The 20,482-nt window shown below is 73.1% G+C and carries 12 protein-coding genes; 7 read left to right on the forward strand and 5 right to left on the reverse strand.

Annotated elements, in window-relative coordinates; translation table 11 throughout:
• Positions 1-72: 72 nt before the first annotated feature.
• The 5 genes from ISP_RS24975 to sbnB form a co-directional block, all read right to left on the reverse strand.
• Positions 73-1,260, reverse strand: a complete 1,188-nt coding sequence (locus ISP_RS24975; protein ID WP_013226624.1) for an ABC transporter substrate-binding protein — start codon at positions 1,258-1,260, stop codon at positions 73-75.
• 434 nt (positions 1,261-1,694) lie between these two features.
• Complete coding sequence (locus ISP_RS24980; RefSeq protein WP_013226625.1) at positions 1,695-1,898, reverse strand: MbtH family protein; 204 nt, start codon at positions 1,896-1,898, stop codon at positions 1,695-1,697.
• A gap of 28 nt (positions 1,899-1,926) precedes the next feature.
• The gene (locus ISP_RS24985; protein ID WP_013226626.1) at positions 1,927-3,705 is read right to left on the reverse strand and encodes a non-ribosomal peptide synthetase; all 1,779 of its coding nucleotides are present in this window, start codon (positions 3,703-3,705) and stop codon (positions 1,927-1,929) included.
• Positions 3,706-3,749: 44 nt separating this feature from the next.
• Positions 3,750-4,748: a 2,3-diaminopropionate biosynthesis protein SbnA gene (gene sbnA / locus ISP_RS24990; RefSeq protein WP_013226627.1), complete on the reverse strand. Its 999-nt coding sequence runs from the start codon at positions 4,746-4,748 to the stop codon at positions 3,750-3,752.
• Between the two features lie 34 nt (positions 4,749-4,782).
• Positions 4,783-5,829, reverse strand: a complete 1,047-nt coding sequence (gene sbnB, locus ISP_RS24995) for a 2,3-diaminopropionate biosynthesis protein SbnB (protein ID WP_013226628.1) — start codon at positions 5,827-5,829, stop codon at positions 4,783-4,785.
• Positions 5,830-6,014: 185 nt separating this feature from the next.
• On the opposite strand from sbnB, the gene ISP_RS25000 reads away from it, so the two are divergent.
• The 7 genes from ISP_RS25000 to ISP_RS25030 are packed head-to-tail and all read left to right on the forward strand — an operon-like array spanning position 6,015 to position 20,465.
• Positions 6,015-6,428: a cobalamin-dependent protein gene (locus ISP_RS25000; protein WP_176742145.1), complete on the forward strand. Its 414-nt coding sequence runs from the start codon at positions 6,015-6,017 to the stop codon at positions 6,426-6,428.
• Positions 6,429-6,430: 2 nt separating this feature from the next.
• A complete protein-coding gene (locus tag ISP_RS25005) occupies positions 6,431-7,825 on the forward strand; it encodes a methylaspartate mutase (RefSeq protein WP_013226630.1) in 1,395 nt (464 codons plus the stop codon).
• A gap of 2 nt (positions 7,826-7,827) precedes the next feature.
• Positions 7,828-8,532 carry a cysteate racemase gene (gene cuyB, locus ISP_RS25010; RefSeq protein ID WP_013226631.1) on the forward strand — a complete coding sequence of 235 codons (705 nt, stop codon included), beginning with the start codon at positions 7,828-7,830 and terminating at the stop codon, positions 8,530-8,532.
• Between the two features lie 38 nt (positions 8,533-8,570).
• Complete coding sequence (locus ISP_RS25015) at positions 8,571-15,743, forward strand: amino acid adenylation domain-containing protein (RefSeq protein ID WP_013226632.1); 7,173 nt, start codon at positions 8,571-8,573, stop codon at positions 15,741-15,743.
• Positions 15,740-18,001 carry a lantibiotic dehydratase gene (locus tag ISP_RS25020; protein ID WP_230468340.1) on the forward strand — a complete coding sequence of 754 codons (2,262 nt, stop codon included), beginning with the start codon at positions 15,740-15,742 and terminating at the stop codon, positions 17,999-18,001. Before ISP_RS25015 ends, ISP_RS25020 begins: the two co-directional genes overlap by 4 nt.
• Positions 17,998-19,260 (forward strand): MFS transporter, encoded by a 1,263-nt coding sequence (locus tag ISP_RS25025; RefSeq protein ID WP_013226634.1) that lies wholly within the window; start codon positions 17,998-18,000, stop codon positions 19,258-19,260. Before ISP_RS25020 ends, ISP_RS25025 begins: the two co-directional genes overlap by 4 nt.
• Complete coding sequence (locus ISP_RS25030; RefSeq protein WP_013226635.1) at positions 19,257-20,465, forward strand: ATP-grasp domain-containing protein; 1,209 nt, start codon at positions 19,257-19,259, stop codon at positions 20,463-20,465. Before ISP_RS25025 ends, ISP_RS25030 begins: the two co-directional genes overlap by 4 nt.
• Positions 20,466-20,482 lie beyond the last annotated feature (17 nt).

A 20,482-nucleotide genomic window follows, 5' to 3' on the forward strand; every position in this document is an offset into this window, starting at 1 on the left:
TATTTCGGCCGCCGACACGCCCAGCACGGTCAACTCCAGCTCAACCTGCCGGAGACAACTTCGATACAGGCCCTAGTCGACCGCATACCCGGCCGCCTGTGCCGCCTGCTTGAGCGCCTTCCCGAACGGCTCCAGCAACGAGCTCAGCGGCTTGCCCGCCACCAGCTCCGTGATCACGCTGGTGGACCAGACGGGCTGGTCGGGGTAGGAGACCAGGTTCCAGCCCGGCCAGATCTGGTCGGCGGCGGCTTTGAGCGCCGGAGTCGGATCGGCGGCGTAGTAGGGGTTGGCGGCCTGTTGCTCCAGCCACTTGGTGGCCAGCGGCGCGTAGGCCGGATAACCGGGCCGGGCGTCGGCACCGCTCGGGTTGAACACGGTCGTGGCCCAGGTGACGAAGTCCGCCGCGGTCGTGAGGTTGGTGGAGTGCCGGGACATGATCCACGGCCCACCGCCGACCTGGCCGGTGGTCACCGGCGTGTCGGTCCCCCACTGCAGCGGCGGCGCGGCCGTGATCTGCTTCGCCGGGACGTGCAGCGCCTGGTCGAAGACCGCCTGGGCGTACCACGACGGCCCCGGCATGAGCAGGACCTTGCTGTCGGCGCCCCCGTACTTCTGGGCGAAGTCGGGGGTGAACACGCTCAGCGGCGGCACCGTGCCGTTCTTGATCAGCGGGTCGAGCAGACCGGCCACCCGCGTGCAGTGCGAGTCCGTCGCGTCGATGTGCACGCTGGTGCCGTGCACCTGCTCGAGCGGGCACTGGTTGCCCCACAGGTAGATCCAGTGGCTGAACGAATCCCCGACGTTGCCGACGATGTAGCCCGGGTGTTCCGTGGCGACCTTCTCACCGAGGCTCGCCCACTCCTGCCAGGTCTTCGGCACCGCGTAGTGGAACCGGTCCATCAGCGTCTTGTTGACCCACAGCACGACCTGGGCGAGGTTGTCCTGCACGCAGTACTGCGTACCGTTGATCGTGCACTGGGCGGTCGAACTCGCCGGCCACTGGCCGAGCACGTCCTGCTTGAGGAGATCCTTGACCGGCGCGGCGAATTCGAACGGCTTCTGCGCCATCCACACCGGATCGTTGACCTGCTCGCTGAAGAGCACATCCGGCCAGCCCTTGCCGGTCCGGTTCCACAGCTGGATCTTCGTCTGCAACGTGGTCGCCCCGTTGCCGTCGCCGTCGAAGGTGACGATGTTCGCGTGGACCTGGGGATGCGCCTTGGCATAGGCCTGCGCCACGGGCAGGCGCGCCGCGTCCACCCAGATGGTCAGATCACCCCCGACGGTCCCCGCGGAGTTCGACCCGCTCGGCGAGGTACCCGTGGAGGTAGAACACCCCGCCACCGCCATCGCCGCCACGATGACGACAAGCCACCGACGTCGCTGAATCATCGCTGATCACACTCCCGCACGGGGACTGTCCAGAGGGCTCCGTCGACCCTGGAATTCAAATAACGTAAGTCGTATGACGTCTTATGTCAATTGTCCGGGTTGGACGCGGCACGCCAGGAAGCCACGCGATCCGCGCGGGGAAAGAAAAGAACGTCCGGGCAAGAATGCCCTGTGCGGCAATTCGGCGAGAATGATCAAAATCGGTTGTCCTTCTCGATGCGCTGCACCGTACTGCGCTGACCCCGAGATGAGACGGGTCCTCCGCCGAGCAGAAAACCCGTCCACCTCACGGGAATCCGGGGTCAGTGCGCTGCGGCCATGCGCTCGCGCAAGCTGCGCGGCCGCATGTCGGTCCACACCGCGTCGATGTGGGCCAGGCAGTCCTCCTGCGGCCCGGTCGTGCCCTCCGCGTGCCAGCCGGTGGGCAGGTCGCGGTCCGCGGGCCAGATCGAGTACTGCTCCTCGTCGTTGACGACGACCTGGAACGTGCCGGTGTTCTCGAACATCGTGGGTGCCCTTTCGGTGTGCGGAAATTCAGTGGACTTCGGCCAGGTCGGCCAGGAGGAGCTGTTCGATGCGCGCGGCCGTGTCCTGCACGGTCGGGTACTCGAAGATCAGCTTGATCGGCAGGTTCAGCTCGTACGCCTGCCGCAGCCGGCTGAGCACGCGCACCGCCAGCAGCGAGTGGCCGCCGGCGTCGAGGAAGTCCCGGTCGATGCTGACGCGGTCCAGGCCGAGCACCGCGCACCAGATCGCGGCGACCGTCTCCTCGGTGGTCGTCCGGGGCGCCAGGAACGCCGCCGGCTCCTCCTCCGGTGCGGTGGGGGCCACCGCCGTCAGCGCGTTGCGGTCGACCTTCCCGCTGGCCAGCAACGGCAAGGCGGCCACGAACGTGATCGTGCTGGGGATCGCGTAGGAGGTGAGGTGGTCCCCGAGGTAGGCCCGCAGGTCGGCGCCGGTCGTCTTCGGTTCGGCCACCACGTAGGCGGCCAGCTGCTTGCCGCCCGCGATCGCGGGCACCGCCACCACGGCCGCGCCCAGCACGGCCGGGTGGGCCACCAGCGCGGCCTCGACCTCGCCCAGCTCGACGCGGACGCCGCGGATCTTCACCTGGTTGTCGACGCGGCCGAGGAACGTGATCGTCCCGTCGGCGCGGCGGACCGCGCGGTCGCCGGTGCGGTAGACGCGCCGGCCGCCGGGAGCCGGCACGAACGCCAGCGCGGTGCGGCGCGGGTCACCGAGGTAGCCGCGGGCCAGGCCTTCGCCGCCGATGCACAGCTCGCCGATCTCCCCGGCCGGGACCTCGTCGAGCCGCGCGTCGCGGACGCGCACCTCGCACGCGGTCATGTCGGTGCCGATCGGCACGCTCTCGTCGGCGGACAGGCCGTCCTCGGTCGTCACCCGGTGGTGGGTCGAGTCGATCGACGCCTCGGTCACCCCCCACGTGTTGTCCAGCTCGACGGTGTCGCCGAAGCGGGCCGAGAAGCGCCGGGCGGTGATCGGGCGCAGGGCTTCGCCGCTGCTCAACGCCGACCGCAGCGACGCCAGGCCCGCCATGTCGTCGTCGGTGAGCGCGTCCAGGAACAGGTCCAGCACGCTCGGCACGAACTGCAGGTGCACCACCCGGTACTTGACGGCGGCGTCGATGATGGCCCGCGGGTCGCGGTGCGCGCCGGGCTCCAGCACGGCCACGCGGCCGCCGTGCATCAGCGGCCAGAACAGCTCCACGGCCGCGTCGTCGAAGGTGAGCGTGGTCTTGTGCAGGACGGTTTCGCCCGGCTGCAGGTCGTGGCGGTCCTGCATCCAGCGCATCCGGTTGATCCAGCCGGTGTGCGGGCACCCGACGCCCTTCGGCCGGCCGGTCGAACCGGACGTGCAGTAGACGGCCGCGAGGTTGTCCCCGCCGGTCGGCGCGGACACGGGCACGGGGGAGCCGGTGGCCGCCACGAGCACGGGCTGCTGGCCCAGCGACACCATCCGGTCCACACAGGACGGCTGGGTCAGGGTGATCCGGGCCCCCGCGATGTCGAGGGTGTCGGCCACGCGCTGGTCCGGGGAGTCGGGCTCGACCGGCACGTAGGCGCCGCCGGCCCGCAGCACGGCGAGGACGGCGACGACCATCTCCACCGCCCGGTCCATCACGACGCCGACGCGCACCTCGGGGCCGACGCCGAGCGCCTTGAGGCGGGCCGCGGTGGCGTTGGCCAGCTCGTCCAGCTCGCGGTAGGTCAGCGCCCGCCGCGCGTCGACGACGGCCTGCGCGTCCGGCGTGCGGGCCGCCTGCGCGGCGATCAGCCGGTCCAATGTGGTCATGGTTTCTCCTTCGGTCCCAGTCGATCGGTCGGCGCGGCCACCGCTCACCCGACCGCGGTCATCGGCTCGGGGCGGCGGGTGCCTGCCCCCGGTTCGAGCACATCCGGGCCGTAGCCGGCCCGCAGCCATTCGTCGTCGTAGACGGTTTGCAGGTAGCGTTCGCCGAGGTCGGGCGAGATGGCGACGGCCGTGCCCGGTTGTCGCGCCGAGCCGGCCAGCCAGGCCAGCGCCCCGGCCACCACGGTGCCGGTGGAGCCGCCGAGCAGGAACCCCTGCCGGGCCAGCGCCCGGCAGGTCCGCGCGGTTTCGGCCTCGTCCACGAGCACCACGTCGTCCACATAGGACCGGTCGAGCAACGGCGGCCGGAACCCCATGCCCAGCCCCGGGATCAGCCGCCGCCCGGGCGGGCCGCCGAAGCTGACCGAGCCGTGGGTGTCGACCGCGATGATCAGTGCGCTGCTGCCGGTGTCACGCAGGTAGCGCGCGCACCCCATCAGGGTGCCGGTCGTGCCCGCGCCGACGAACAGCAGCTCGAGCTCCGGGAACCGGTGCAGGATGGCGGGGGCGGTCCGCCGGTAGTGCGCGGTCCAGTTCGCCGGGTTGGCGTACTGGTTGGTCCACACGCAACGGTCGTCCGCCGCGAGCAGTTCGCGGATCAGCGCCACCCGCGCACCGACCAGGCCGCCCGTGGGGTGCGGGGTGGTGACGACGTGGACGGTGGCGCCGAGCGCGCGCATCAGCGCGACGGTGGTCGGGTTGCACCGGCTGTCGGTGACGCAGACGAACCCGAGGCCGCGGTTGGCCGCGACCGCGCTCAACGCGACACCGAGGTTGCCCGACGAGGACTCGACCAGGATCGAATCCGGGCGCAGCACACCGCTGCGCTGCGCCCGGTCGACCATCTCGGCCGCGACCTTCAGCTTGACCGAGCCGCCGAAGTTGAAGCCCTCGCACTTGAGGTGCAGGCCCGGGTGGAACGTGGGGCCGAGGTCGATGAAGAGATCGTCCTCCACGTACTGGTGTGGTCCGGTGATGACCGGCATGACTGGTCGAACCTCCCGTCCGGCGCGCGGCCGCTCAGCCGTGCCGGCGCAGTTCGTGGAAGAACCCGTCGACGGTGATCGCTCCGGCGTCCTGCGCGCGGCCGTGGACGAGCTTGGCCACCGCGAGGTCGAGTACGCCGAGCCCGAAGGGGGAAAACACGATGGTGTCGGTCGCGGGTGGGGCGACGGCGCCGGTGAGCACGTCGTACAACGTGCCCGCCAGGAAGTTCCGGTTGCCCGTCTCCTGTTCGGTGAGGTGGACCGACGTGGCGGCCCGGAGGCAGTGGTCGGCGTCGTCGACGAAGTTGGCGGCCGCCCGGATCACCGACGGCGCCAGGTCGCGCAGCGAGACGTGCAGCACCACCGGGTGGTGGTCGAACCACTCCGGCGCGTCGATGTGCGGGGTGGCGGCCACGGTGGCGAACACGATGAGGTCGCTGCCGCGCACGAGGCTCTCGGCATCCGGGTGCACCTCGGCGGGCACGCCGTCGCGCTCGATGCGCTCGCGCAGCCCGCCGGCGTGGTCGGTGGACAGGTCGTGGATGCCGATCCGCTCGAACTCCCAGCCGTCCGCCTGCAGGTACTCGTAGACGTAGCGGCTGATCAGCCCGGCCCCGACGATGCCGAGCCGGCGCGGTGCCGGCCGGCCCGCGGTGAGGGTGCGCGCGGCGAGCGCCGCGGACGCCGCGGTGCGGGCGGCGCTGATGATCGAGGCCTCCAGGCAGGCGGTCGGGTACCCGGTGCGCTGGTCGTTGAGGATCATCACCGCGGAGGCGCGCGGGAGCCCGCTGGCGATGTTTTCGGGGAAGCTGGAGATCCACTTGATCCCGTCCACCCCGATCGCGCCGCCCGCCGAGGCGGGCAGCGCGATGATGCGTGAGGCCGGCCGCTCCGGGAACCGCAGGAAGGAGGACGGCGGGTTGACCGTCGCCCCCGCGCCGTGGGTGCGGTAGGCCTCCTCGACGACGTCGATCACCTCGCGTCGCGCCCCGTCGAGCACCTGGTGCACCACGGCACCGGGCACCACGGTGAACGACGGCGCCGTCTGGGCCGCGTCCAGGTCCGTCACAGCGATGGTCATCTGCAGCTCCGTCTTCTCGGCTCGGTCGATGCCAGCGATGACACCGGCGGCCGCCTTCGAGCCGCCTTCACCGCGCCATCACCGGACGGCGGGCCGCCACCGGTCCGGTGAAGGCGCGGCGATACCGGCGGGGAGTCCGCTGTGCAGAGCCAATCCACGCGAACCGGCACGACGGAAGGACCTGCATGGCCCCGCAAAGACTCGTGATCCTCGGGGTCGCGGAGAGCGACGCCCACGCCGTGGCCAACCGGCTGATCGCCATGCACCTGAGCCAGGCCGGCTTCGAGGTGGTCAACCTGGGCACGTGCACACCGCTGGCGGACTTCGCCGCGGCGCTGCGCCGGCACCCCACCGCGGAAGCGGTGCTGATCGGCAGCCTGAACGGGCACGCGTACGCCGATCTGCGGGACTTGCCCGCGCTGCGCGCCGAAGGCGAGCTGCGGTGCCCGGTGGTCGTCGGCGGCAACCTCGCCGTCGGCGTCGACCGGTCCGCCGACGCCCGGCGCCGGCTGCTGGAGCTCGGCGTCGACCGCGTCCTGACCGACGCGGCCGAGCTGGTCCCGCTGCTGGACTCGCTGCGGCCGAAGGTGGCGGTGTAGCCGTGTCCGCACCCACCACCGCCGATTTCCCGATGACCGTGAGCCCGGCGACCGCGGCCGCGCTGCCACCGTGGCCGGAGGTCGTGTCGTGGCTGAGCGCGCCCGAGCGCCGCCACGCGGTCGACGTGCTGCGGGCGGCCCGGCGGCCGTTCGTGCAGCCGCGCTGCGGCGTCGGCGAGCACGCCCGGATGCTGGCGTCGCTGCGCACCCTGGACCAAGCCGGCCCCGGCCTGTTGTCGGTGACCATCGACTCGCACACGCGGCTGGGCCACTTCGGCACCGCCGCCCGGGTGCTGCGGGAACGCCCCGCCGACCTCAACGGCTACCCGCTGCTCGCCCACGGGTGGGAACGCGGCCGGGAGCTCGCCGCCGCGGCCGGGGTGCCCCTGGAGGTCCGGCACGGCTCCCCCGAGGCCCGCGACCTGTTCGCGTGCACCCTGGCGTCCGGGATCACCTCGTTCGAGGGCGGCGGCATCGGCTACAACCTGCCCTACTGCAAGGACGTTCCGCTGCGGGACTCGCTCGAGTCGTGGCGCGAGGTCGACACCGCCTGCGGAGAACTCGCCGCCGCGGGCGTGGTCGTCGACCGGGAGCTCTTCGGCACCTTGACCGGCGTGCTGATGCCCCCGTCGATCAGCCTGGCGTGTGCGTTCGCCGAAGCGCGGCTCGCCGCCGATGCCGGGGTCCGCTGCGTGTCGATCGCCTACCCGCAGAGCGGCGAGGTCTACCAGGACACCGCGGCGCTGCGGGCCATCCCGGCGCTGGCCGGGCGGTACCTGCCCGCGCACGTCGAGGTCCACCCGGTGCTGCACGAGTTCATGGGGGTGTTCCCGCGGTGCCCTGGCTGCGCCCGGTCGCTGATCCTGCTGGGCGCGCTGACCGCCCGGCTCGGCGGCGCGGCGAAGGTGATCAACAAGACCGTCCACGAGGCCAGCGGCATCCCGAGCGCGGAGGTCAACGCCGACGGGATCCGGTGCGCGCAACTGGGTCTGTCGCCGCTGCTGGACTTCGTCGAGCTGGACGAGGGCCTGCTCGCCGAGGAGTGCGGCTGGCTCCGGCGGGAGGTCACCGAGCTGCTCGACCCGGTGCTCGACGCGGCGGATCCGTTGCCCCGCATCGTTTCCGCGTTCGCCCGCGGCACGCTCGACGTGCCGTTCAGCGCGAGCGTGCACGCGAAGTCCGTGGTCGTGCCCGGCCGTGATGCCCGGGGCGCGATCCGCTACCGCGACTTCGGCGCGCTGCCCTTCTCCCCCGCCGTGCGACGGCACAACGACGCCTGCGCGCGCCGTCCGCAGCCCGCCGGCGACCTGCTCACCACGTTGTCCGCGGACATCAACCACTTCGCGGCCGGCCGTTCCTGCGAACGCTGCGCCGCGACCCCGACCGGGAGGAGCTGATCATGCTGGGAGTGCTCGGCGGCATGGGGCCCGCCGCCACCGTCGATTTCCTGGACAAGCTCGTCCGGGCGACCGAGGCGGAGCGGGACCAGGACCACGTGCCGGTGGTCGTCTGGAACGACCCGAGGGTCCCCGACCGCACCGACGCGCTGTGCCACGGCGGGCCCGACCCGACCCCGGCGCTGATCACCGGCGCGAGCGCGTTGCTGGCGATGGGCGCCTCGGTGCTGGTGGCCATCTGCAACACCGCGCACCTGTTCCTGCCCGTGGTCGCCGCGGTCACCGGGGCGCGCTTCCTCAGCATGGTCGACGCGACGGTGGCCGAGGTGACCGGCCTGCTGCCACCGGGCGTGCCCGTCGGCCTGCTCGCCGGTACCGCGGCGGCGCAGAGCGACCTCTACGCCGCACCGTTCGCCGAGGCCGGGCGGCCGTTGCTGGTCCCGGCACCGCCGGACCAGGAAGAAGTGATGGCCGTGATCCGGGCGGTCAAGGCGGGTGACGTGTCCGAGCGGACCGCCGGCCGCCTGCGCGCCGTCACCACCGAACTCCGCGCGGCCGGAGCGGGCGCGGTGATCGCCGGCTGCACCGAGCTGCCGATCGTCTTCGCCCTCGACCCGCGGCCCGTGGTGCCGGTGATCGACCCGACCGCGGTGCTCGCCGCCGCCGCCGCACAGCTGTTCCGCCCGGTCCGCCTCGCCGTCGCCTGACCGGCCCACCCGCACCCCCTCCACCTGGGAAGGCAGCCATGTCCACACCCACGATGTCCCCCGCGGTGCGCGAGGCGCTGAACCGGCGGCTGCGCGCGGCCCACGACCGCGCCACCGACGAGTCCCCGCCGCCCGCTGCCGGTCCGGCCGTCCTCTCCGAGCAGCAGCGGTGGGTGTGGACGGCCGACCAGCTGGCCGCGGGCACCCCGCTCTACAACATCCCGCGCGCCCTGCACGTCCGCGGCGCCCTCGACCCGGCCGCGGTGATCACCGCGCTGCGGGCCGTGCTCGAGCGCCACCACGTGCTGCGGACCGTCTACCGCGACACCGACGGCACCCCGGTGCCGGTCGTGCTGGCCGCCGGCACCCAGGTCCCGGTGGTCGACCTGACCGGGGTGCCGGAGCCCGCGGAACAGGCGCTGACCTACGCCCGGCAGGAAGCGGCGAGGCCGTTCGACCTCGCGCACGACGTCCCGGTCCGGATGTCGCTCGTGCGGTGCGCCGACGACGACTGGTACCTGGTCGCGGTGCTGCACCACATCGCGGTCGACGCGACGTCGCTCGGCGTGTTCTGGCGGGAGTTCGGCGCGGCTTACCGGGCGGCTCTCGCCCACCGCGCGCCGGAGTTCGCGCCGTTGCCGGGTCAGTACGCCGGCTACGCGGCCTGGCAACGAGAACTGCTCGCGGGCACCGGCGCGGACGCCGACCTCGCGTACTGGCGCACCCGGCTGGCCGCGCCGACGCCGTTGCAGCTGCCGGCCGACCACCCGCGGCCCGCGGTGCGCTCCGGCGAAGGCACACGCGTGCCGTTCGCCTTCCCGGCGGCGACCGCGCGGGCGGTGCGCGAATTCTGCGCCACGCACCGCGTGACGCCCTACGCCGTGCTGATGGCGGCCTTCACCGCCGTGCTCGCGCGGTGGACCGGGCAGGACGACGTGGCGGTGGGCACGCCGATCGCGTTGCGGCCGCAGGTGCGGTTCGAGCCGCTGATCGGGTTGTTCGTCAACACCTCCGTGCTGCGCCCGGCGCTGGCCGACGACCCGCCGTTCGTGACCCTGCTCGACCGCGTCCGCGAGGACACCTTCGCGGCCTACGACCACCAGGGCGTGCCGTTCACCCGGCTCGTGCAGGCCCTGCAGCCCGTGCGCGACGCCTCGCGCAACCCGTTGTTCGACGTGCTGTTCACCGTGCAGGGCGAGTCCGGCACGACGCTGGCCGCACCCGGGCTCACGACCTCGGAGCTCCCGCTCGCGAGCGCCACGGCCAAGGTCGACCTCGCGCTGACCGTGATCGACGGCGAGACCCTCTCGGGCACCCTCGAGTACGACTCGGCGCTGTTCACCGCGGCCACCGCCCACCGGTTCGCCGGCAGCTACCTGGCGTTGCTGCTCGACGCCGTCACCGCACCCGGTACGCGGGTCAGCGAGCTGGCCGTGCTCACCGGCCACGACGCCGCCGCGTTGGCCGCCCGCAACGAAACCACGGTCCGCTACGCGAGCTCCGCGACGATCCCCGAGCTGTTCGCCGTCGTCGCCCGCCGGCAGCCGGCCACCACCGCCGTCCGCTGCGGCAGCGAGCTGATGTCCTACGGCGAGCTGGACGTCGCGTCCGACGCGATCGCCGCGGTCCTGCGCGAACGCGGAGCCGGCCCCGACGCGCGGGTCGCGCTCTACGTCGGCCGGACCTGCTCGATGATCGCCGCGATGCTCGGCGTCCTCAAAGCAGGCGCCGCGTACGTGCCCGTGGACCCGCAGTACCCGGCGGCCCGCATCCGGCACATCCTCGGTGACGCGCGCGCCGCGCTCGTGCTGACCACCACGGACCTGCTGGACCGGCTGGACTTGCCGGCGGGCGTCACCGCGCTGTGCGTGGACGACCTGCCCGCGAGCGTGCCCGGTCCGCCGGCCGGTCCGAGCCCCGACGACCTGGCGTACGTGATCTACACGTCCGGGTCGACCGGCCGCCCCAAGGGCGTGATGGTGCCGCACCGGGGCGTGCTGAACCTGTCCGCGTCGATGATCCGCGATCTGGGCATCGGGCCGGGCGACACGGTCGCGGCGCTGGCCTCCTACGCCTTCGACATGTCGGTCCCGGAGCTGATCACGCCGCTGCTGGCGGGCGCGACGATCGCCGTGGTCCCGCGCGACACCGCCATGGACCCCGAGGCGCTGGCCGCGCTGATCGCCGAAGCCGGGGTCTCGGTGATGCAGGCGACGCCGACGACGTGGCGGATGCTGCTGGACACCGGGTTCACGGCCCCGCACCTGCGGGCCGTCGCGGGCGCCGAGGCGGTGCCGCCGGTGCTCGCCGCCGAGCTGGCCGCCAAGGTCGCGCAGCTGTGGAACTACTACGGCCCGACGGAAACCACGGTCTGGTCGGTGCGCACGGCGATCGGCGACGCCGCACCCGACCGGCCGCTGCCGATCGGCACGCCGCTGGACAACACCACCGTGCACGTGCTCGACGCGCGGATGCGACCGGTGCCGCCCGGTGTCGTCGGCGAGATCTTCCTCGGCGGCGACGGCGTCACCCGCGGCTACCACGGCCGGCCCGGCCTGACCGCGCAGCGGTTCGTCCCCGACCCGGCCGGCTCGGCCGGGCGGCTCTACCGGACCTCGGACCTGGCGCGGTGGCGCGCCGACGGCACGCTCGAGTACCTGGGGCGCGCGGACTCCCAGGTGAAGGTCCGGGGCCACCGGATCGAACTGTCCGAAGTGGAGACCATCCTCGCCACGCACTCCGACGTCGCCCGTGCGGCGGCCACGGTGTTCGGCGGCGACGGCGACCGCCGGCTCACCGGGTACGTCGTCTGGCACGGCACCGGCGACCTCGACGCGGTCCGCGAGCACCTGCGGCGCCACCTGCCCGAGTACATGGTGCCCTCGGCCCTGGTCGAGCTGGAAACGTTGCCCCTCAACGCAAACGGCAAGGTGGACCGCGCCGCGCTGCCCGAGCCGAGCGTCCCGACGGCAGGCGCGGGCTCGGTCGCGCCGCGCACTCCCTTGGAGCACGCGGTGGCCGGTGTCGTCGCCGACGTGCTGGGGCTGCCCTCGATCGGCGTGCACGACGACTTCTTCGCCGTCGGCGGCCATTCGCTGCACGCCATCCGTGTCGTGACGCGGCTGCGCGCCCAGTACGGGGTCACGTTGCCGGTCCAGCGGCTGTTCACCGGCCCGACCGTGGCCGGGCTGTGTGCCGTCCTGGCCGAAGCCGGGGCGGACGCGAGCGCCGAATCGGTCGGGCTCACCCGCCGTCCGGCCGGCACCGTGGCCCCGCTTTCGCCGACGCAGCGGCAGATGTGGTTCCTCGACCGGCTCGGGGAACGCGCGGGCGAGCTGAACGTGCACACCGTGCTGCGGCTGACCGGCGAGCTCGATCTGGCCGCGTTGCAGGCGGCGCTGACCACGGTGGCCGACCGGCACGAGGTGCTGCGCGCCCGGTTCGAGACCCACGACGGCGAGCCGGTGCAGGTGCCGCAGGCCGGCTGTCCGCGGGTCGAGGTGACGGACCTGACCGCGGTCGCCGAGACCGACCTGCCGGTCAAGGCCGACGCCGCCGTGGCCCAGGAGATCGCCACCCCGATCGACCTGACCGCGCCGCCGCTGCTGCGGATGCGCGTGGTGCGGTTGCGCCCGGACGAGCAGCTGCTCGTGGTCGTCGTGCACCACGCGGCGATGGACGGCTGGTCGTGGACCGTGCTGCGCGAGGAACTGTCCACCGCCTATGCCGCGCATGTGGTCGGCCGGACGCCGGAGCTGCCGGAGCTGGCGCTGGGCTACGGCGACGTCGCCTACTGGCAGCACCACCGCGACGCCGGCGCCGTGGCGAACGACTTGGAATTCTGGCGGACGCAGCTCGCGGACGCGCCCAGCGGTGAGCTGGCCACGGACCACCCGAGGCCGCCGGTCCGTTCGGGCCGCGGGGCCGAGGTCCGCTGGGCGTTCCCGGCGGAGCTGACCGCCGCGATCCGCGCGTACGGCCGCGAGCACGGCACCACGGCGTTCCAGACCCTGCTGGGCGCCTTCCAGTACCTGCTCGCCGAATACACCCACGCCGGGGAGACCATCGTCGGCACGCCCGTCGCCGGTCGGGCCGACCCCGCCGTCGAGCGGCTCATCGGCTGCTTCATCAACTTCCTGGCCCTGCGGGCCGACGTCACCGGCGACCCGACGTTCGCCGAGCTGACCGGGCGCGCCCGGGACGGCCTGCTGGCCGCGCTCGACCACCAGGGCGTGCCGTTCGGGGACCTGGTCGCGCAGCTGCGCCCGGAGCGCGACGCCTCGCGCAACCCGTTCTTCCAGGTCCTGTTCACCATGGACGACGACTCGGTCGGGCACCTGGAGTTCGCGGGCACGACCGCCGAGCAGCTGCACCCGGCCGCGACGACCGCGAAGTTCGACCTGGTCGCGTCGCTGCTGGACCGGGGCACGCGGATCCACGGCTCGTTCGTCTACGCCACGGACTTGTTCGAGCACCGCACGGTCGAGCGGTTCGCGGCCGCGTTCCAGGCGCTGGTCGAGCAGGCGGTCGCCGCGCCGGACATCCCGCTCTCGCGGCTCACCCCGAGCACGCCGGAGGAACTCCCCGCCGCGACGCCGGACGCCGCGGTGGCGCCGGTGCACGAGCAGGTCGCGGCGCAGGCCGCCGCCACCCCGGACGCGATCGCCGTGCGGTTCGGCGAAGAGCGGCTGAGCTACGCGGAGCTCGACGCCCGCGCCAACCGGCTGGCCCACTGGCTGCTCGGCCGCGGGGTGCGGGCCGACGAACCGGTCGGCATCGCCCAGCACCGCGGCCCGGCACTGGTCGTCTCGCTGCTGGGCGTGCTGAAGGCGGGCGGCGGCTACGTCGCCGTCGACCCGGCGCACCCGGCCGCGCACAACGCGGAAGTGTTGCGCCACTGCGGTTCCCGGCTCGTCCTGGCCGGCGCCGACCTGGCCGGGCCACTTGCGCAGCACACGCCGGCGGAAAGCTCGGTCGTGGACGTCGGCGCCGTGGACCTCGCGGCGCACCCGGCCACCGACCCGGGCGTCGGGGCCGACCTCGACCGGCTCGCCGCGATCTTCTACACCTCCGGTTCCACCGGCACACCGAAGGGCATCGCGACCACGCACCGCGGGCCGGCGAACTACCTGCGGTACCTGCGGGCGGTCACCGCCCTGTCCGGGCAGGACATCGTGCCGCAGATCGCCGGCACCCGGTTCGACGCGTCCGTGCGCGAGATCTTCGGCACGCTCGGCCAGGGCGCGCAGCTGGTCGTGCTCACCGACGAGCAGGCCAAGGACCCGTACGCGATCACCCGGATCGTCACCGAACACCGGGTGACCGCGCTGATGAGCCTCGTGCCGTCCATGGTGTCCGCGCTGGCCATCGGCGCGGGTGAACCGGGCTACGACGGGACGAGCCTGCGGCTGGCGATGGTCGGCGGCGAGGTGCTCGGGGCCCAGCACGTGCGCGACGCGGCCAAAATCGGACCGCGGATGCGGCTGGTCAACCACTACGGCCCGACCGAGTGCACGATGACCTCGACCTACCACACGCTCGAGGGCCGCGACGGGATCGACGGCGCGGCCCCGATCGGCCGGCCGATCCCCGGCGCCCGCGGGTACGTGCTCGGCCGCGAGGGCAGGCCGGTGCCGGCCGGCGCGGTCGGCGAGCTGTACCTGGCCACCCCCGGGCTCGCCCGCGGGTACGCCGGCGCCGCCGGGGCGACCGCCGCGCGGTTCGTGCCCGATCCGTGGGGACCGGCCGGCGGGCGGATGTACCGGACCGGCGACCTCGTGCGCTGGGCCCCGGACGGCCGGCTGCGCTTCCACGGCCGGGTGGACCAGCAGCTCAAGCTGCGGGGCATCCGGATCGAGCCGGGCGAGATCGAAGCCGCGATCACCGCGCTGCCCGGGGTCCGGGCCGCGGCGGTGGTGCCCCGCGGGGAGGCGCTGCAGCGGGAGCTGGTCGCGTTCCTGGTGCTCGACACCGACGTCACCGACGTCGCGGCCATCGCCGCCCGGATGACCGCGCAGCTGCCGAGCCACCTCGTGCCGTCCCGCTTCGCCACGCTGGCGGAGCTGCCCCTGACCCCGACCGGCAAGGTCGACCGGCGGGCGCTGCTGGCCACCCCGGTCGACGATCTCGCCGCGCTCGGCGGGGAGGTCGTGGCGCCCCGCGACGCGGTGGAGCTGCGCATGGCGGGTGTCTGGGAGCGGTTGCTCGAACGCGGCCCGATCGGCGTGCACGACGACTTCTTCGCCGTCGGCGGGCACTCCCTCAAAGCGGTGCAGCTGGTCGACGCCATCAAGCAGGAGTTCGACGTGGTGCTGCCGCTGAACACGGTGTTCACCAGGCCCACGGTGGAAGGGCTCTGCACGGCGCTCGACGACGTCCCGGCCGGGCTGGTGGTGCCGCTGGCCCGCAGGGGCGGCACGGGCACGCCGTTGTTCCTGATCCACCCGCAGGGCGGCGACGTCTGCTGCTACGCGGCGATGGCCCGGGAACTCGCCGACGACCGCGACGTCTACGGCATCGAGGCGGTCGGGCTGAACACCGACGAGCCACCGCTGGACCGGCTGGAGGACATGGTCGAGCGGTACCTCGTCGAGCTGCGGCAGGTGCAGCCCCACGGGCCCTACGCACTGGCCGGCTGGTCCTACGGCGGCAACGTCGCCTACGCCATGGCGTTGCGGCTGGAGGCCGAGGGCGAGGAGATCGAGTTCCTCGGCCCGATCGACGCCCGCGTGTTCGGGCGCGACGGCGTCGAGCAGTGGTACCGGGACAAGTCCGACGCGGAACGGTTCCGCATCGGCGCCGAACTCGGCGCGGACGGCGTCGCCGACCTCGACGAGCAGGACTTCTTCGACGTGCTGTTGCGCGACGCGCACGCCAAGGGCCGGCTCGCGCCGCGCGCCGGCTCGGCCACGGTGCGCCGCATGATGCGGGTGTTCACCGCCAACGGCTACGCCGCGGAGAAGTACGCCAACACCGCCCGGGTGCGTGCCGACGTGCACCTGTTCCGGGCCCGGGACAAGCACCCGGCGCTGCCCAACCCGAAGGTCGACCCGCAGGGCTGGCAGGAGCGCACCGACGGGCGGCTGCACGTCGTCGAGCTCGCCGGCAACCACCACGACGTGGTCTACCCGCCGCGGGCCGCGGAGACCGCCCGTCACCTCAAGGCCGCGCTGAGCGCGGCCGCCGAATCTCGAGAAGGGAACCGGGTATGAGCGCATGGAGCATGTCCTCGTGGGCCATGTTGCGTCGAGCGGGCTTCCCGTTCGACCTCCTCGCCCCGCTGCGCGACGACGAGTTCGCCGAGGAACTGCGCACGGCGGCCGCGGGCGGTGACTGGGCCGCGCTGCCCGACCGGTTCGACGACGTGCTGCGCGCGTCGGTCGGCGAGCTGGTCCGGGCCGGGCGCGACGAACGTGCCCTCGAGGCCGTCTACCTGTCCAGTCCGGAGGCCTACCAGCGGTTGCGGGACTGGGTGCACGAAGACGTGCCCGCGACGCTCAACCACCGGGTGAAGCGGCGGGTGCAGCTGCTGACCATGTACCTGCAGCGGCTGTGCACGAAGAACGAGACCTCGAGCTTCTTCGGGCCGCTGGCCTGGGTCCGCACCGGCACCCCGGACGAGCCGTTCGCCTTCGCCGGGCCGGGCGAGCTGCGCAACCGGGTGTTCTGGAGCAACTGGTCGGTGCAGCAGCTGGCCCGGCTGGTGTCGGCGGACCCTCAGGTGTGGCCCGCGCTGACGCCGAGACCGGCGACGCAGACGTTCCTCACCGACGGCGGCGCGCGGCGGGTCGACTTCGCCGGGCACCCGCCGCTGGTCGAGCCGGTGGCCGAACTGACCGGGCCGCCGCTGCGCGAGCTCTTCGCGCTGTGCGACGGGAAACGGACCATCGCCGACGTTGCCGCCGCGTCGGGCACCGATCCGGAGCGCCTGGCCGCGCAGCTCACCGAGCTGGTGGACTGCGCGGCGCTCGAAGTGGACATCACGATCCCCTCCGGGGCGCCCGAACCGTTCGCGTTCCTGCGGGAGCGCGTCGCCGCGCTGCCCGCCGCGCCGCGCGAGCGGTGGCTCACCGAGCTGGACCGGCTGGACGCGCTGCGGCAGCGGGTGCAGGACGCCCGCGGCCTCCCGGCGCGGATCGCCGCGGTGGAAGCGCTGAACGAGGGCTACGCCGGGACCGGGGCCGGTGCTACCGCGCGGGACGGCGGCCAGATCGCCTCCGACCGCACGCTCTGGTACGAGGACTGCCGGCAGGACTGGGGGGCGGCGACGTTGGCCGGTCCCGCCGCGGCCAGCCTGCGGGAGGAGTTCCCGCAGCTGCTGGAGCTGCTCTTCCAGCTGCCGCTGGCCCGGTTGCGGGCCCGGCGCGCGGAATGCCACCGGTGGTTCACCGAAACGTTCGGGGCCGGGTCGGTGGTCACCGTCGACCAGGCTCTCGCCGCGGCCGCCGACACGGACCTCTCGACCCGGTTGCAGGTGCTCGACGACAAGCAGCGCGCCGAGTACCCGGCGCCGCTGTCGGCCGTCCTGCACGCCAACCGGCACCGGTCCGAAGTGGTCCTGCCGCTGTCGTGGGTGCACGAGCACCTCGGCGACGCGCCGTTCGACGCCTGGGCGCTGTGCAGCGCGGACCTGCACCTGTCGGCCGCGGACGACGACGCCGTGCGGGCGGGCGAATTCACCTGGGTGCTGGGCGAGGTGCACGCCCTCCACGAGGTCCTCGCGAGCACGTTCGCCCTGCTGCACCCCGACCCCGGCTCGCTCGCCGAGGACTGCGCGGCGCACCGCGAGGCGTTGAGCGACACGGTCATCTGCGAACCCCTCAAGGCCCACCGCGGCAAGATGTCCGTGCGGGTGCCCTTCGGCAGCCCGCAGATCGAGTTCTCCGCGCGCTCGGCCCAGCCCGAGCGGCTTCGGCTCACCCCGGACGAGCTGACCATCCGGGACCGGGGCCATCGCCTCGCGCTGCACGGCGACCGGCACGGCGAGGTGGAGCTGGTGGTGGCGCCGCAGCAGTGGCTCGCCGACGAAACCGGGTCGCTGTTCGGGTGCTTCACCGGGGTGCGCGCCTACCGGATGACCGACTTCCTCGGCGGCCCGGCGGCCGATCACCTGCCGCGGTTGCGGGTCGGGCGCTTCGTGCTCGCCCGGGAAACCTGGTGGATCGAGCCGGAGCCGGCCAAGCGCAAGATCTTCCAGTTCGACAACCAGCGCTTGGCCTGGCGGATCAAGCACGACCACGGCCTGCCCGACCAGGTGTTCGTGAGCTTCGAAGAGGAGCCGAAGCCGATCTTCGTCGACTTCCGCAACCCGTTGCTGGTGGAGATCTTCGTCAAGGGCGTGCAGTCCAGCACGCAGCCGTTCCGGGTCACCGAGATGCTGCCCGGTGCCGGTGCCATGTGGCTGGACCACGGTCTGGGCGCGCACACCAACGAGTTCCGCATCGGCTTCTACCGGAAGGCGGACGAATGAGCCGGATGAACCGCGACCTGCTGACCCTCTCCACCGCGCAGACCTTCTCGGCTGTCGGCTCGCAGGTCACGATCGTGGCGCTGCCGCTCTCGGCGGTGCTGATGCTCGACGCGACCCCGGCGGAGATGGGCTTGCTCGCCGCGCTCGCGGTGCTGCCGTACCCGGTGCTCGCCCTGTGGGTCGGCGCGTGGGTGGACCGGTTGCGGCGACGGCGGATCCTGATCATCGCCGACTGGTGCCGCGCCGTGCTGCTCGGGTCGGTGCCGGTGGCCGCGCTGTTCGGGGTGCTGGGCATGACGCAGCTCTACCTGGTGGCCTGCCTGGCGGGGTGCGCGAGCGTGTGGTTCGACGTGGCCTACACCTCCTACATCCCGCAGGTGATCCCGAAGGAGCAGATCGTCGGTGCGAACTCGGCGGTGACGGTGGCGCGCTCCGGCGCCCAGGTCGCGGGTCCCGGCCTCGGCGGCGTCACCGTGCAGGCGTTCACCGCGCCGATCGCGATCGCGATCGACGCCGTGTCGTTCGTGGTCTCGGCGGTGCTGTTGTCCCGCATCAAGGACGACCCGCCCTGCGAGCCCGGGCCGAAGCGGCGGATCCTCGCCGACGTCGTCGAGGGCACGCGGTACCTGCTGCGCACGCCGGTGCTGGCCATGCCCGCGTTCGCGATGAGCCTGGTCAACCTGTTCAACTTCGTGCTGCTGGCGGTCTTCGCGCTCTACGTGGTCGAGGTCCTGCACATCGGCGCGGCCCTCTACGGCACCATCCTGCTGCTGGGCGGGCTCGGTGCGGTGGTCGGCGGCGTGTTCGCCGGCACCGTCGCCAAGCGGCTCGGCACCGGCCGCGCGGTCATCGTGGGCACGGCGTTGTTCGGCCTGGCCCCGGTTCTGGTCGCTTCGGCGGGCGGCGACGTGCTCGCCGTGGTGCTGATGCTCGTGGCCGCGCAGTTCCTCACCACCCTGGGCCTGTCGGTGCTGGACGTCAACCTGGTGAGCCTGCGCCAGACCACCACGCCGGTGCGCATCCAAGGCCGGGTCGGCGCCACGATCCGGATGGTCAACTGGTCGATGAAGCCGCTGGGCGCGGTGCTCGGTGGTGTGCTCGGCGAGCAGATCGGGCTGCGGCCCACGATCTGGGTCGCGGTCGCCGGCGGTGCCGCGGGTGCCCTCTGGATGCTCCTGTCCCCCATCCGTCGCGTCCGCACCGATCGCGACGTCACCACCGAACCCATCCCCGATCCTGTTCCGGAGGCCGTGTCATGAGCGTGCTCGTCATCAACAGCCACCCCTACGGCGAACTGTTCTTCCAGGGTGCGTGCCGGGTGCCGGTGGCGCCGGCCGAGCGGCAGCTCGTGTCCACGGAGTACAACGGCGCGCTCGGCGGCCACGACCCGGCCGACTTCCCGCACGTGGCCGCCTGCACGGACATCTACGACGAGGAGCACGTGCGCAAGGCGGTCTACGAACTGGCCGCCACCACCCGGCCGGACCGGATCGTGACCATCAGCGAGCAGCTGATGGTGGTGGCCGCCGAGCTGCGCGAGGAGCTGGGCCTGCCGGGCCAGGACGTGGACTCGGCGCTGCGGTTCCGGGACAAGGTCGTGATGAAACGCGCGCTGCGCGACGCCGGCTGCCCGGGCGTGCCCCGGTTCGTCGAGGTGGACCGGGATCTCACCGAGCTGCCGTGGGCGACGGAGCGGTACGTGGTGAAGTCCCGGATGGGCATGGGGTCCACCACCGTGCGGATCGTGTCCACAGTGGACGAGGTGAACGCGGCCCGCCGGGAGCTGCTCGCGCTGGACCCCAGCGGGGTCGAGGTCGAGGAGTTCGTCGCCGGCGTGATGTACCACTGCGACGGCGTCGTCGAGAACGGCGAGGCGGTGTTCGGGTCGGTTTCGCGCTACCTCACCCAGCCCGGCGACTTCCGCTCGTCGGGCGTCCAGGGCAGCGTCACCCTGCAGGACTGCGAGCTCAGCAGGCGCATCGGCGAGTACCACGCCGAGGTCGTGCGGCACCTGGGCCTCGGCGAAGGCGTCACGCACCTGGAGGTGTTCCACACCGCCGACGACCGGATCGTCTTCTGCGAGATCGCGGCGCGGCCGGGTGGCGGGGGCATCGCCTACATCGTCCGGCAGGCGCACGGCGTCGACCTGATCTCGGCGGCGCTGCGTGCGCAGTCGGGGGTGGAGCCGTTGACGCCGGCGCCGTCGGACGGCCTGGGCCGGGTCTGGGGGCTGGTCGGGTTCTACTCGCGGCCGGACGCGGTCGCGGTGCCCTTCGACGCCGGGTCGCTGCCGCCGGAGCTGGGCGTGCACCTGTGCTTCGGCAGCAGGCGGGCGGGTCAGGTGGACAACTCCACCGACTTCGTGCACAAGTTCTTCCTGTCCGCGGCCGACGACGCGGAGTTCGAGCAGCGGTACGCTGCCCTGCGCGAGCTCGTCGCGGAGCGGGGCTGGGAGCCGGCGTGAGGCGAAAACGGTGCCGC

This window comes from Amycolatopsis mediterranei, assembly GCF_026017845.1.
GTDB lineage: Bacteria > Actinomycetota > Actinomycetes > Mycobacteriales > Pseudonocardiaceae > Amycolatopsis > Amycolatopsis mediterranei.

Bases quoted from the DNA above. Each gene is read 5' to 3' on its own strand.
- ISP_RS24985 (WP_013226626.1), bottom strand. From the start codon at position 3,705: ATGACCACATTGGACCGGCTGATCGCCGCGCAGGCGGCCCGCACGCCG.
- ISP_RS25015 (WP_013226632.1), top strand. From the start codon at position 8,571: ATGTCCACACCCACGATGTCCCCCGCGGTGCGCGAGGCGCTGAACCGG.
- sbnB (WP_013226628.1), bottom strand. From the start codon at position 5,829: ATGACCATCGCTGTGACGGACCTGGACGCGGCCCAGACGGCGCCGTCG.
- ISP_RS25030 (WP_013226635.1), top strand. From the start codon at position 19,257: ATGAGCGTGCTCGTCATCAACAGCCACCCCTACGGCGAACTGTTCTTC.
- ISP_RS25000 (WP_176742145.1), top strand. From the start codon at position 6,015: ATGGCCCCGCAAAGACTCGTGATCCTCGGGGTCGCGGAGAGCGACGCC.
- sbnA (WP_013226627.1), bottom strand. From the start codon at position 4,748: ATGCCGGTCATCACCGGACCACACCAGTACGTGGAGGACGATCTCTTC.
- ISP_RS24980 (WP_013226625.1), bottom strand. From the start codon at position 1,898: ATGTTCGAGAACACCGGCACGTTCCAGGTCGTCGTCAACGACGAGGAG.
- ISP_RS25020 (WP_230468340.1), top strand. From the start codon at position 15,740: ATGAGCGCATGGAGCATGTCCTCGTGGGCCATGTTGCGTCGAGCGGGC.
- cuyB (WP_013226631.1), top strand. From the start codon at position 7,828: ATGCTGGGAGTGCTCGGCGGCATGGGGCCCGCCGCCACCGTCGATTTC.
- ISP_RS25025 (WP_013226634.1), top strand. From the start codon at position 17,998: ATGAGCCGGATGAACCGCGACCTGCTGACCCTCTCCACCGCGCAGACC.